The organism is Geobacter sp. FeAm09 (assembly GCF_008330225.1).
Taxonomy (GTDB): Bacteria; Desulfobacterota; Desulfuromonadia; order Geobacterales; family Pseudopelobacteraceae; genus Oryzomonas.
The window spans coordinates 3,330,299-3,343,784 of sequence record NZ_CP042466.1 but is presented as its reverse complement, the minus strand read 5'-3'; the positions used below and the strand labels follow the sequence as shown (position 1 = coordinate 3,343,784).

Annotated in this window: 12 protein-coding genes and 1 tRNA gene; 10 read left to right on the top strand and 3 right to left on the bottom strand. The window is 58.1% G+C overall.

Annotation, left to right across the window (positions count from 1 at the left end; genetic code table 11):
- Window positions 1–246 precede the first annotated feature (246 nt).
- The 5 genes from FO488_RS15810 to FO488_RS20455 all read left to right on the top strand — a co-directional run bounded on the left by FO488_RS15810 (window position 247) and on the right by FO488_RS20455 (window position 4,746).
- Window positions 247–1,854, top strand: a complete 1,608-nt coding sequence (locus tag FO488_RS15810) for a methyl-accepting chemotaxis protein (RefSeq protein WP_149211439.1) — start codon at window positions 247–249, stop codon at window positions 1,852–1,854.
- Between the two features lie 37 nt (window positions 1,855–1,891).
- Window positions 1,892–1,989 (top strand) — tRNA-Sec (locus FO488_RS15805).
- Window positions 1,990–2,104: 115 nt separating this feature from the next.
- Entirely contained in the window at window positions 2,105–2,533 is a 429-nt protein-coding gene (locus tag FO488_RS15800) for a hemerythrin domain-containing protein (RefSeq protein ID WP_149211438.1), read from the top strand.
- Window positions 2,534–2,839: 306 nt separating this feature from the next.
- Window positions 2,840–4,672 (top strand): selenocysteine-specific translation elongation factor, encoded by a 1,833-nt coding sequence (gene selB, locus FO488_RS15795; RefSeq protein ID WP_304598748.1) that lies wholly within the window; start codon window positions 2,840–2,842, stop codon window positions 4,670–4,672.
- A complete protein-coding gene (locus FO488_RS20455; protein WP_370514344.1) occupies window positions 4,654–4,746 on the top strand; it encodes a SelB C-terminal domain-containing protein in 93 nt (30 codons plus the stop codon). Before selB ends, FO488_RS20455 begins: the two co-directional genes overlap by 19 nt.
- Before the next feature lie 255 nt (window positions 4,747–5,001).
- On the opposite strand, the gene FO488_RS15790 is transcribed toward FO488_RS20455, so the two are convergent.
- The 3 genes from FO488_RS15790 to FO488_RS15780 all read right to left on the bottom strand — a co-directional run bounded on the left by FO488_RS15790 (window position 5,002) and on the right by FO488_RS15780 (window position 8,797).
- Window positions 5,002–5,262: a hypothetical protein gene (locus FO488_RS15790; protein WP_149211437.1), complete on the bottom strand. Its 261-nt coding sequence runs from the start codon at window positions 5,260–5,262 to the stop codon at window positions 5,002–5,004.
- Window positions 5,263–5,597: 335 nt separating this feature from the next.
- Window positions 5,598–6,971 carry a cytochrome C gene (locus FO488_RS15785; protein WP_149211436.1) on the bottom strand — a complete coding sequence of 458 codons (1,374 nt, stop codon included), beginning with the start codon at window positions 6,969–6,971 and terminating at the stop codon, window positions 5,598–5,600.
- 77 nt (window positions 6,972–7,048) lie between these two features.
- Entirely contained in the window at window positions 7,049–8,797 is a 1,749-nt protein-coding gene (locus FO488_RS15780; RefSeq protein ID WP_149211435.1) for a cytochrome c3 family protein, read from the bottom strand.
- Between the two features lie 406 nt (window positions 8,798–9,203).
- On the opposite strand from FO488_RS15780, the gene FO488_RS15775 reads away from it, so the two are divergent.
- The 5 genes from FO488_RS15775 to FO488_RS15755 all read left to right on the top strand — a co-directional run bounded on the left by FO488_RS15775 (window position 9,204) and on the right by FO488_RS15755 (window position 13,268).
- Window positions 9,204–10,886 (top strand): DUF3373 domain-containing protein, encoded by a 1,683-nt coding sequence (locus tag FO488_RS15775; RefSeq protein WP_149212222.1) that lies wholly within the window; start codon window positions 9,204–9,206, stop codon window positions 10,884–10,886.
- A 142-nt stretch (window positions 10,887–11,028) separates the two neighbouring features.
- Window positions 11,029–11,352, top strand: a complete 324-nt coding sequence (locus FO488_RS15770) for a hypothetical protein (RefSeq protein ID WP_149211434.1) — start codon at window positions 11,029–11,031, stop codon at window positions 11,350–11,352.
- Between the two features lie 317 nt (window positions 11,353–11,669).
- On the top strand, window positions 11,670–11,903 hold the full coding sequence (locus FO488_RS15765; RefSeq protein ID WP_149211433.1) for a hypothetical protein: 234 nt from the start codon (window positions 11,670–11,672) through the stop codon (window positions 11,901–11,903).
- A gap of 575 nt (window positions 11,904–12,478) precedes the next feature.
- Window positions 12,479–12,802: a hypothetical protein gene (locus FO488_RS15760; RefSeq protein ID WP_149211432.1), complete on the top strand. Its 324-nt coding sequence runs from the start codon at window positions 12,479–12,481 to the stop codon at window positions 12,800–12,802.
- A 124-nt stretch (window positions 12,803–12,926) separates the two neighbouring features.
- Window positions 12,927–13,268 carry a hypothetical protein gene (locus tag FO488_RS15755; protein WP_149211431.1) on the top strand — a complete coding sequence of 114 codons (342 nt, stop codon included), beginning with the start codon at window positions 12,927–12,929 and terminating at the stop codon, window positions 13,266–13,268.
- The last annotated feature ends 218 nt before the right edge of the window (window positions 13,269–13,486 follow it).

Sequence of the window (13,486 nt, the reverse complement as noted above, 5' to 3'; positions counted from 1 at the left end):
CGGTAAGATCAGGACGACTGAACAAACATTCAACCGTTGTCTATGACACGTTATATATAGTGAATATGTGTCTCAGGCACCTCTTCGTGACCGATATATCGTTGCCAGTCTCTCTCGCTTTCCCCAATCTCTTATCGATGAAACATTGGTGCCTTGAGCCAAACATGGAGCCGACGAGATAGTGGGTCTGTTAGAATAGTTCCAAAATTACACGTTGTTAAAACTCATGCGCCGGTGACTGACACTATGAAATTGAGCCATAAATTCATAATAGCCAATGTAGTGATTGTGTTGATGTCTGTAGCGGCATCGTCATCTCTGTGTCTTTATGAAATGCAAAAAGAGCTTAAGCATCAATCCGCAATGGATATGGATGTCTGCATGAATGTCTTTCGCGAATTGTTGAAATTGAAAGGAGGTGGTGAATTACGGGTCGCCGATGGCAAGCTCATGCAGGGTAGTTATGTTCTCAATAACAATTCTGAACTGCCGGACAAAGTTAAGGAGCTCTTTGGTGTAGAGGTCACGATATTCATGGACGATATCCGCGTGGCCACCACTAAGTTGAACCCAGATGGCAGCCGTGCCGTAGGCAAGAAGCTTATCGGTGCCGTTTACGAGACGGTCGTCAAACAGGGAAAACGGCATCGGGGAGAAATATTGATTGATGGTATTCCCCAGTTCGCCGCCTACGATCCATTAAAAAATGCGGCAGGGCAGGTCGTCGGAATTATTTATGTGGGGCAAAAGCAGAAAGAATATCTGGCTGTTTATGACCACCTGAAATATATCATCGCGGGCGTAGCCGCCATTCTTGCATCGGTCTTTTCGCTCATATCCTTCATGCTTGTCCGCAAGGCGCTGCAGACCTTGGGGCGGATGGTGACCATGATGCACGATATTGCCCTGGGAGAAGGAGATCTGACGGTCAGGTTGAACATTACGGCAAACGATGAAATCGGCGAGGCTGCAGGCTATTTTGACCGTTTTGTCGATAAGCTTCAAACGGTCATGCTCAGGGTCGCCGGAAGCACCCATGATGTGGCTTCCGCATCCGCTGGGTTGCATGATATGGCCGCTCAAATCGCTGCCGGCACCGAAGAGGTGGCCTCCCAGGCTGCCATTGTGTCAACGGCGGGTGAAGAAATGGCGGCAACCTCCCATGATATTGCCGACAATTGCAATGCCGCTGCCGGGAATTCGCACCATGCCAGCCAACTGGCCTCCAATGGTTCTGAGGTTGTCATGCTGACGGTTGGCAACATGCAGCAAATTGCCGTCAGGGTTCATGAAACGGCGCGTCAGGTCGCAGGGTTGGGAACGCGTTCCGACGAAATAGGTGCCATTGTTGGTACCATCGAGGAGATCGCTGATCAGACCAACCTACTGGCACTCAATGCAGCCATCGAGGCCGCTAGAGCCGGGGAGCAGGGACGTGGTTTTGCCGTTGTCGCCGATGAGGTCCGGGCTCTTGCCGAGCGAACGACCCGCGCGACCAAAGAAATATCCGAGATGATACGGGTTATACAAAACGAAACCAAACTGGCGGTTGACTCCATGGAAGAGGGAGTGCGAGAGGTGGAAGCGGGAACTGTTGAGGCCTCACGATCGGGGAGCGCCTTGCAACAAATCCTCGACCAAGTCAACGAAGTGACCGGGCAGATAAATCAGATTGCCACGGCAGCCGAGGAACAGAGCTCAACCAGTCGTGAAATAAGCAATAACATGCATCAGATTACTAACGTCATACAGGTGACGGCCCAATCGGCCCATAGATCCACCGAGGCCGCCGACAAGCTGTCCGGTTTGGCCGATGAACTAAAAGGGCTTGTCGGGCAATTCCGTCTGGCCTGATGGCAACTGCTGGGAAGGTGGCAGCCTGGCTTACAACGGAAGCACTACCATCGCTGGTGGGTGGCCCGGTCTTCAAAACCGGTGAGGGGGATGAGAAATCTCCCTGGTGGGTTCGATTCCCATGTGCTTCCGCCAAGCCTGACCGTGAGCTGCCGCTTAAAAAATGGCTTCACAAGGCTCATAAAATGAGCCTCCTTCATGCAATGGGGGGGAGAAATCCCCCCAAATTTTGGTATGAGAACAGCCGGCTATGGAATCTTTTGACTATAGACAACGTAAGCAACCCTTTTCCGACATTCACGTTGCAACCAAACATCTTGCTGTAAGGGCGTCCACCTGCGACAGCCGGTACAAAAACATCATAGACCCTCTGGACGCCCTGTTTTCGCAACTTCTCCGGCAGCCTGAAAAAGATTTGAGGGCAGACTTCGATCTGCTGCTGGACGCCGTCCTGGAGCATGTGGGCAGTGAAAACGCCTCCATGGCTGCCGTGGACTTCCCCCAGGCCATGCAGCATGGCCGGAGCCACCAGTCCGTCTGCGCCAAAACTGCCGAATTGCGTCACCGTTTCCGGGAAGGACGGCAGGTATCAGCCGCGGAGTTGAGTGCCATTCGCCAACTCTGGCTTGAACATATCGAGACGCATGACCGCGTCTTGGCTGATTTTCTGGCCACGTAACATGTGGGTACACACCAATGACGCTCCCGCAAAAAAATCCCAACGTCGCAGCAGATCAGCCTTTGCTCTGCGATTTCGTCCAGGAGCCTTCCCCCGAATGCTATTGCTACATCATATCCAGCAGAACGATCGCCAACATCATCACGTTTTGCGGCGGCAATTTTGAGTCATGTCACATATATCGCCAAAAGATGGAAAAATGATCGGGAATGCACCGGGTGGGGGGCGCGGCACCCGTCACGCGGTCGTTACGATTTTCAATGAACCCGCGTCGGACATTTCGTTCTTTATCCGGGGATGCAGCCCATGAAGCACCTCATACTCGGCACGGCAGGCCACATCGACCACGGCAAGACTTCGCTGGTGCGGACCTTGACCGGCATCGACACCGACCGGCTCAAGGAGGAAAAGGCACGGGGCATTACCATTGAGTTGGGGTTTGCCCACCTGGAACTTCCCGGGGAGATCAGATTCGGGATAGTCGATGTGCCGGGGCATGAAAAGTTTGTCCGCGCCATGGTGGCTGGCGTCGGCGGCATGGATATGGTCATGCTGGTGATCGCCGCCGATGAGGGGATCATGCCCCAGACGCGGGAGCACATGGATATCCTGCGGCTTTTGGGGGTCAAAAGCGGCCTGGTGGCCCTGACCAAGAGCGACATGGTGGACAGGGAATGGCTGGAGCTTGTCACCGAAGAGGTACGGGAATTCGTGGCCGGCAGTTTCCTGGAAAACGCCCCGGTCGTACCGGTATCGGCGCGCACCGGCGCGGGCCTCGAATCGCTGAAGGGAGAGCTGGCACTCCTGGCGGACATTGCTTCCGGAAAACGGCGCGAAGGGCATTTCCGCCTGCCCGTAGACCGGGTCTTTACCGTGGCCGGTTTCGGCACGGTGGTGACCGGCACCTTGTTGTCCGGGGAGATTGCCGTAGGAAACGAGTTGGCAGTGCTGCCCACGGGCAGAGAGGGGCGGGTGCGCAGCATACAGGCCCATGGGTGCACGGTCGATAACGGCCTGGCCGGCCAGCGCCTGGCGGTCAACCTGCAAGGCGTGGACCTGGATGAGGTGCATCGGGGGGATGTGGTCACGCCCCGCGGCGTGTTCCGGACAACCCGGATCGTGGATGCCCGCCTCGACTATCTGGCGGCGGCGTCCCGCGAGTTGAAACACCGGGCCTGCGTACGTCTTCATTCGGCCACGTATGAAGTGCAGGCCCAGGTAATCCTGCTGGACCGCAATACCCTGCAGCCCGGGGAGAGCGCATACGTGCAATTGCGCCTGAATGAACCGGTGCTGCTGGTTTCTGGCGACAGCTATATCCTGCGCACCGCGTCGCCTGCCGCGACCGTGGGGGGAGGCGTGGTGCTCGACCCCTTTCCGCCCCGGCGCCGGCGGCGGAACGGAGAAGCCGTGCAACTGCTCTCTTCCCTGGACAACCGGGAACACCAGCGCATCATCTCGTTGCTCGTTGGGCAGAGCCTGCTGTCCGGAATTGCGTTCGAAGATGTCCTGCTGCGGGCCGGTATCCCCCGGAAAGCGGCTGAAGCAGCACTCGCGGCGCTGCTGTCCGCCGGCGACATCGTCCAAATGTCCCGCGAACCGAGAATCCTGCTGGGACGGGGGGCCTTTGCAACGCTCAAAAAGGTGCTGCTGGACGCGGTGACCACCTATGTGACGGCCAATCCGCTGAAAAGCGGGATAGGAAAGGAAGAGCTCAAAACACGTCTGCCGCAAAGGAGCGACCAGCGCTTCTATACCCCGCTGCTGCTTGCGTTGGAGCACGAAGGCAAGCTGCTTCCCGACCGGGATATTGTGAAACCGGCCGGGCAGATCTCGCGTCCGGCAAGTTCTGCCGTCAACCGGGGCGAGGCCATTACGTCGTTTCTCCAGGAGAAGGGCATCGAAGCCCCTACCGTCAAGGAGATCATGGAGCGCTTCCGGTGCGACGAGAAGTGTGTCCGCGATACCATGGCCATGCTGACGCGCAACGGCGCTGCGGTACGGGTCTCCGATAATTTGTTCTATTCGGGTGAGGTCTTGAGCGGCTTACGGGACAAACTGGTATCCCTCCTGAAAGACAACGGTGAAATAACCCCCCCCAATACCGCGCTGTTACCGGTCTGTCACGCAAATATCTGATCCCCCTGCTTGAATATTTCGATAGTGAAAAGCTTACGATCCGTGTGGGGGGGTTGCGCATTTTAAGAAGATGACGGCATGGGGAGAAAAGCGGTTTTACGCCATTGCTGCCGCAACGATATGATCGGGGGAGGCTGCAGAAAAGAGACGGCCCCTTGGGACTGCAATTCCCAAGGGGCCTGGTGCAGCCACACAATTGAAGGAGGAGATGGAAGTATGTCATCGGGCATGATGTAAGTCAATTAAAACAGTGACTTGCACAAAGTATCCTTACTTGTGAATATGTGGTTGTCCCGGCCTTGCCACCCCACATGCAGCGCGCGGCGATCTCAGCTTTCTCCGTCGGCCGCATCCAGAAAAGCCATGATCGCATGGTACAACGACAGGGGTGAATCGTGGCGGTCTTCCCCGCAGCCAAAGGTTTTTTCCCAGCCGTAACCCTGTAAATCCACCCCAACCACCCTGGCGGCGCCCCGCATGCTGATGTGCGGGGTTAGCTGTTTCACCACCCGTTGTCCTGGCTTTCGGTTGAAAAAGTTGTGTTCTTCCTCCATATGCCGGATCAGTTCTACAAGCTGGGTAATGGTCACAGGAATGCGGCCTCGCTACGGTGTGGTTTTCCCTCAAGTGCGCTCACCGGGATTGGCTAATAGGAGACCCCCCAGGCGGGCTGATCGCCTGGGGGGTCTGGTACGGCATACAAATGAAGGTTGCCAGACCATGGCACTGAGCTTGGGAGAAGTCAACCGCAACAAAAGCGTTGCACATTGTTTCCCCATTTGAGCGCCATAGGTGTCGAACAAGGCTCGTTTCCGAGCCGGCCAGCTTCGGGAAGCGGCGGCAGGCGATGACATCAGCGGGCACGCAACGCCCGGCCAGCCGCCGGAGCAACGGAGCTTCCCCGGTTTTTCACGACATCGGTGTCCTAGAAATCGTCGTTCTCGCGCTGCTTCTTGAGCATCTTCTCCAGATACAATTCCGGAGAGGTCAGCTTCGCGACCTCCGCTTCGCTGTAACCGAGGGCGCGGAAGTTCAGCACGCCGTTGACGATGTGGCAATTCTCGCAACTGAGCGCCTTGGTCTTGGTCACGAGGTGGCTGCTGGAGAAATAGACGGTTTGCCAGCCCGGCTCCGCCTGGTACTTCTTGATCCCCAGCGTTTTGGCCGCCGAGGCCACCCCGGCCAGGGTGTCGCCGTTGGCCATGGGTTGGGCGAAATCCATGGAAAGCAGGTTGCCGGTCAGTTTGTCGTAGTAGGCCTTGCCCTGGAAGATCTTGAAGGGGTAGATCTTGCTGGCCGCGTCCCCCCTGCTCCCCTTGGGGCCGATAAAATGGGGCTCATTCCGGACGGTCCTGTTATACCAGGCGTACACCGGGACCGTCTCGTTGGCTTCCTTCTTCAGGGTTGCAGGCTCGTAAAATCCGTTGGCCAGTTTTTCCCACTTGGTAAAATCCTTGGCGCTCGCCCCGCCGGTCCTGGGGATATGGCAGGTCTGGCAGGCGATCCGCGCCGCATGGCGGTTGTAGTCGTCATCCTTGTGGGGGCGCTCCGGGTGGCAGCCGGAGGTGGTGCAGGTCAGCCGGGTGCCGTCATTGGCCCAGTTGTTGGGGTCATAGCCGGTGGGGAAACGGTGATCCCTGGCCTTGTGGCAGTCCGCGCATTCCATCTTCTTGGCGGCGTGCACATCGTTCGCCGCGGTAAAGGCGAAGCCGCGCTTGATATAGACGCCGCCGCCGGCCGCTTCGTGGCAGACCATGCAGTTTTTGACCCTGGGCTTGGCAATGGCCAGTGCCGCCTTGGTGCTGCGGTCCTGCCCCATGACGATCCGCCCCTTGTCATCCTTGTACGGTTTGCGGTTGCTGAAATCGTAGGCCGATGAATGGCAGATCAGGCAGTCGATGGCCGCCTCGGCTTCGGGACCCGTGCTCCCCACATCGCTCAGGTGGTTTCCCGGATGGCAGGTGTTGCATCCCGTGTACTTGGTCTTGCCCGCGGCGTTCACCGGGATCTCCTTCAGGTTGTTGACGATGTCGTTGCCGTTGCACATGGTGTAGATACGGTTTTTCATGCCGTATTCCTTGCCGGCTTCCAGGTTGTCCACGTTGTCCACCTTTGATGCGTGCTTCCAGTGGACCGTTTCCAGAAACTTGCGCGCGGTCCCCTGGTGGCACTCTTCGCAGGTGGCGGGACCTTTGTACCCGTTCTTTTCGATGTAGTCGCGCCCGGGATGCTCCGCCGCCTGGCCGATGCCGGATAGCCCCCACAGTACTGCCGCCGCTGCCAACAACTTGAGATTCATGGTCCCCTCCGAGACAGAAATTTTCACAAATATACAAAATACTATATATATGTCAATACAAATTTATGAATATTATTTCAGTGGCTAATATGGCGCTTCCCGGCCATCGCGGCGTCTGCCTTCACCGCGGCATACCCCTTCCGGTCCCTGATGGGGGGGAGGGAGAAATCCCCCTTCACTTGCCACGCATCCTTCAGGTAGACCCAGGGGGCCAGGGCCGACAGGGTGTACCCCGGTTCGAGTTCGATCTTCTCCGAACGGATGGCGCGGATGAACAGGCCGCTCGCGTCGGCCAGCACCTCGTGGCTGCCGGTGAAGGGGAGTGCGCCGGGATCGCTGTACTCCCAGGCCACCTGCTGGCGCTGCACGCCTCGGAGGTCGCCGTGGCAGGAGTCGCAGCCGCGGCTTTTGCCGTACTTGTGGGACAACTTGTCCAACTGGATCCAGAGCAGGGCCTTGTTGTTCTCCGGCAGGCCGTCGAAAAGCCCCACATAGGCCCAGGCGTCGTCCGTGCGTTTCAGGTCGGGAAGGTCAACGGGGAAACGCCAGTGCAGCCCCGGCTTGAAGGGGGACGAGGTCTGGTTCATGACCGCCATGGGGAACGGTTTGACCGGAATCCAGCGTCCCTTCTGGTCTTTGATCAGAAAAGGATCGGCCATGATCCCGTAATAGGCCTTGAATTTGAAATAGGGGGTTGCTGCGCCGGCCAGCTTGCCCGGCCCCCAGTAGGTCCCCTGGTAGCCCCCCACGTTGCGGATATGGCAGGCTTCGCAGGTCAGGTTTCTGTGCCGGGAAGCGGCATGGTTCCTGACGATCTCCCCGTGGCAGCGGACACAGGAGTCCCGGGCCTGGCGCCTGACCATGGCGTGGCCGATGGCGGGATTGCTTTTGCTGCTTTCGTGACAATCGAGACAGCCGACCTTGGCGGCCACGTGGACATCCGGCGTTCCACCTTCGGGAAAGGAGAAACTGCCGCCGAAGTACCCGGCGCCGCGGCGGCGGTCCTCCGGCCCGGCATGGCAGACCGAAGCGCGGCCGTTGCCGTAGCAGCTCTCCGGCGCGGGGGTCTTGACAAAGGTGTGCACGCCTTTGGCCGGGTCGGTCCCGCTTTTGGGCTGGGGGGCGTAGTGGCAGTCCAGGCACCCCACATGGCAGGTGCTGCAACTCTTCTGCCCCAGGGCGGCGGCCTGGTCGCTGAATGGCTGCGCCGTTGCCCCCCGCATCGCCCTCACGTTCCCCTCGAACCACGGGCCGCAGTTGTGCGGCCCGCGCTCAACGTCAAGCCACCCCCCGTACTGGCTCTGCTTGCCGTTCTGCGCCATGGTGCTGCGGCTGAATTCGGCAAACTCCTGCTGGTGGCAGGCGCCGCAGGTTTGTTCCATCATGGCGAAATTCTGCGACAGGGTGTCGCCCCGCTTGTCATGGTAGAGGAGCGCGGTCACCGAGGCGTCCCTGACCTTCTTCCCCCCCTTGTCGGTACTGACGATCAGGCGGGAAGCGGGGGCGGCGCCGAATTCCAGCGGGTAGCTGCGGGGACTGGTCATGACGGCGAAGCCTTTCCGGGCCACCGGCATGAGGCGCCCCATGCCCCGATGGGCCTCGCCCGGCACGCGGGTGGACGGGTTGCCCCGATGACAATCGCTGCAGGTGGCCGGCATACCGCTTTGGGCTGCCACCTCTTTCTGCGTGACCGTAAAACCGGGATATCCCAGTTTTTTCATCGTCTGACCGTCTTCGTGGCATTCCCGGCAACTGTCCAGGGGCCAGGCGGTCAGAGGGGCAAGAATCCAGAGCACCAGCGCCAGGCTCATTGCCGACATGTTCATCAAGCACCTCCTCACGACGGGTTATGGGTGGTGGCCCGGTGGTTTCACCGGTGTCGGGGAAAAGGCGGCAGCGCTTTCACGGCTCGTGCCGGATGGCGGTACGCCTCCGACTGCCGCCGCACCATCATAAATATTCAAATATCAATATGTTGCAATGTAAAGGGGAGCGGTCCACATTATGGGCATTTTTTTTGCTTAATTCAACATTTTATATATACACTTAAAGAAATGTTTCACTATTCATATAAAATGATACAATGCGGCAAAAAAAGTTCAAGGGGGCCAGACACGCGGGAAGGGGGGGGAAGGCGAAACTGGCCGTAAACCGCGCAGTGGAACGGGAAAACGGCGGCGCGTCGCGTGCCGCCACAGTACACACAAAAAGGAGGAGACCGTGAAGAACAGAATGCTGTCCATGCTTTTGGCCGGGTTGGTTGCGGGGATGAGCCTGCCTCTCCCGGCGCAGGCCGCCGATGAGGAGCTGCTGCAAAAGGTCGACAAACTGTACAAGGAGATCGAAACCCTGAAGGGTTCGGTCAAGAAGGTGGAGGACAAATCCATCGGCAGATGGCTGACCATCGGCGGGGATTACCGCTTCCGCTACGACTACCTGAGTGGCCGCACCAAACCGTTTACCGACGTGACTGCCACGTTCAGCAACGCCCAAAGCCAGATGCAGCAGGGGTATTTCAATGCCGTGGCGGCGGGCGATGCTGCCGCCACCCAGCAGTGGGCCGGTGCCATTGCCGGGATGACGTCGTTTTCCCAGGCTATGGCAAACGTCAAGACCTACAATCAGGCCCTTGCCTTTCTGGGAGCAAACCAGGCCATGCTGCAAGGATTGGGCAATTACGCGGTAACGGTTCCTTCCTACAAACCGGAGAACGCCACCCTCTACACCAACCGGCTCGGCCTGGACCTCCACGTCAAGGCCACCAAAGACGTGACGGTCACTACCCGCCTGGTCATGTACAAGGTCTTCGGCTCCCAGGACGACCAGGCCGTCACCAACGGCAACTCCGCCCCCTACTTTGCCGACCGCGTCGGCGTGTTCGACGGCACCCTCGGCCATGTCCCCTCCAGCAGCTACCTGGACGTGGACCGGGCCTACGCCACCTGGAGCAATATCGCCGACCAGCCGCTCTGGTTCTCGGTCGGGCGTCGCCCCTCCACCAACGGCGCCCCCAGCAACCTGCGTCTCAACAACGAACGCCCGGGCAATGGCGGCACCCCGTCGCTCCTGGTGGATTATGCCTTTGACGGTATGACCATCGGCTATGCCCCGGACATCGAAATGCTCCCCGGCGCCTACGCCAAGGTCTGCTACGGCCGCGGCTTCGAGAGCGGCTTCCGTTCGACCCCCAGCAACTCCATCGCCGATACCGACATGCTCGGCATCGCCGTGATCCCGGTCGATACCGACCCGCTGCGCGTCTGGCTGCAGTGGAACCGCGGCTTCAATATCTTCGATGCCCCGACCATGAGCAACACCTACTTCGGCAGCACCGCGCCGAAAACCAACCTGGGCGATATCGACTGGTGGGGCGCCGGTGCCATGAGCACGCTCAAGAAGGTCGGCCCGGGCGACCTGAACTTCTTCACCGACGCCGCCCTGAGCGTCACCCATCCCAACAGCAACGTTTCCGCGCAGTTCGGCTTCCAGGGGCTCATGAGCGGCGGCTTCTTCAATCCTGAGGCCCCGACCAGCAAAACCGGCTGGGCCGTATCCGCCGGCGTCCGCTACGACCTGCCGTCGAAGACCAAGCTGGGCTTCGAGTACAATCACGGCTCCAAGGACTGGATCACCTTTGCCCCTGCCGCCGACGACATGTGGACCTCGAAGGTCGGAACCCGCGGCAACGTGTATGAAGGGTACGTTATCCAGGAGTTGAACCTGAAACCGGTTTCCTCCTACTTCAGCAAGACCTTTTTCCGCGTAGGGTACCAGTACTACGACTTCGAATACACCGGCAGCAACAACTGGGTCGGCGCACCGGTCAAGATCTCCGAGGTGAAGGGCCAGATGATGACCACCACCCCGCTGGAATACGCCCATAACGTGTATGCGACCTTCGAGGTGCATTTCTGACAGGTTCGAAATGCCCGCGCATGATGCGGGCAGCACACCGGGGGAGTGGAACCGTGCCTCCCACTCCCCCGGTTTTTTTGCCGGCCCGAATTGATCCCGGCTAGCGGGGCACGGAACCACACATCGTAAAAGGAGCAAGCATATGAAAAAGGTTCTCTCTGCCGTCGTCATGGCGGCCTTGTTGGCGTTCACCACCCTGACGATCGTGTCCACCGCCAGTGCGGAAGATGTCAAGATGGTCGGCGTCATCTCCAAAATCGAAATGGCCGCCGACGGCAAATCGGCTACGGCAACCCTCAAGGACAATAAGAGCGGCGAAAGCGTAACCATCGTGGTTACCGACGACCTGACCCTGGACAAGTTCAAGGACAAACGTATCGTCGAAGGCGACGAGATCCGCTGCAAGTTCGAGAAGGAAGGCGGCAAGAACAGCAGCAAGATCTTCAAGAAAACGGCGGGATGTTAGCCTGATCCCCGCAGGGAGCCGCATGCCCCACAGCGCCTACCGCCGGTGCGCCCGTTACCGGGCGGGTGCCACCGCTCAAGCCGGTGAACGCCCCGTAACGGGCGGCAGCGTCCGGACCGGGGCCGGGGCACTCGGCGAGGATGGGCGGATACCTCATTCAAGGTGGCGGCGGGCTTATACGAGGTGCGCTTTTCCGGCGACTTTGGGCGCCTCGACAAATTATCTCTTTGATTGCAGTATGATATGAATTTTTTGGTATTGGCACCCGTTCTGCAATGTCCTTGGCAGCACCACATTTCCGAACGAGGAGATCTAAAATGAAAAAAGTTCTTTCCACTATCGTAGCCGCAATCGTTGCCCTGTCTTTCTCTGCCGTCGTTTTTGCTGCTGACGCCGCTGCTCCGGCCGCCCCTGCCGCTCCGGCCGAAAAAGCCGCTCCTGCTGCCAAAAAGGAAGTGAAGAAGGCGAAAAAAGCGAAGAAAGCCAAAAAAGCCAAAGCCGAAAAGAAAGAAGCCGCCCCTGCTGCCGAAGCTGCTCCTGCTGCCAAGTAATTCACTTTTCAGCAGTTCAAATAGAGAGAGCCATGTCGCGTGACGTGGCTCTTTTTTAAGCTCGGACAGTCTTCCCGGCAGATGAAAAGCCCACCATGTCGTTCGGTGGGCTTCTCTTTTGGGTGTGTCTTTGATCGCTTTTCAAGCTGTTACCCGATGTGTGCTGCAATCGGGGTACCTGCGCCTTCTATTTCGGAAACCAGCCCGGCGGAGTGTCTTCCATAAAGTAGTAAGCCTCCTTTCCCTGGTTTGTACTTCCTTCCTGCTGATTATAGTATAGCATCAATTTGTCCAGATAATAGCCTGTTTAAAATAATTATTGAGAGTATACTGGAAAGATTGGCGCAGGCTCGGCAGTCGGGTGCCCGTGGGGCGTAAACAATGACGCTGTAATGGCGGCAAAGGGGAGGGGGCACGCGAATGACGCGCGCCCCCTCTGTGCGTGTCAGGGTATTACGGTGCAGTGCCGGGGAATGGGATTAATTGAAAATAACAATCAAAGTCATTTACATTTAAAATCGGATTGGGTACTATACAACCATAAGAAGTACCAACAAGTTGAGAGGAGGTAAGCCATGAACAGCATAGCGAGAACGATGACCATAATCGCGGCATCTATGCTCTTTTCGGCTGTGCCGATCCTTGCCGATGAAGGAAACATGGGATCAATGGAGTCGCAGATTCCGCAGGCGCAGGAAGGGACGAAGGATGAATGCCTGCTGGTTGCCATGAACTGCGGGAAGGACGTTGATTCCATCCAGGAACGGATTGATCGACTGAACAGGGAAATCGGCCGGGGAACGGACGTGTACACGTCGGAAGAGCTGCAGAAACTGAGGGAACAGGTGGATGATTACAACAGGCAATTCGAGCTTATCAACGAAAACAGCGGCGGTTAGACGTGGCAGCGGCAGGAGCCCCGCCCCCCGGTAACCCGGTAAGCAACGGACGAAAGAGGCTGTACGGCATCACGCTGTACAGCCTCTTGTTTTTGGTGAGGATCAAGAGTCCTGGAGGCCCATCATGAGACGGTTACGGTTTATTCCTGTCCTGGCGGCAGCCATAATGGCATGCAGCGAAGGTTCGGTCTTGGGTGGTGGTGAAGGCGGCTCCCCGGGTGGTGGGGAGAAGGAGTCCGGCCCGGCAAAGGATGAGTGCCTGCTGCTTGCCGTCAAGTGCGGCAATGGTTTTGATACGCTTCAACAGCGGATCGAGAGGCTGCAAAATGAAATTGCCAAAGGAAGGGCGGTTTATACGGTGGACGAATTGAGAATACTCCGGCAGAAACTGGATAACGCACGGAAGACCTTGGAGTTTTTCAGATATGATGGCGCCGGCACCCGGTACGGATTTCCCGGGGGATGACCGGGAGATACCCGGTTATGGGGCTGCGGCAGCCTCATGTGCCTGCGCCCCATGACGGTCTCTCCTGTACTCTTTACGAAAACCGCGCTATGGTATACTCCAAGACGCGTGGAGCCTCCTGAGTCGCTCCATATTCAAGATACACCGGATACAGATACATTCGAATGCCCTCCGGGCGCCCGCTTTCGCCTTTTGTCGCATCTGGCGCCGCGCGTGCC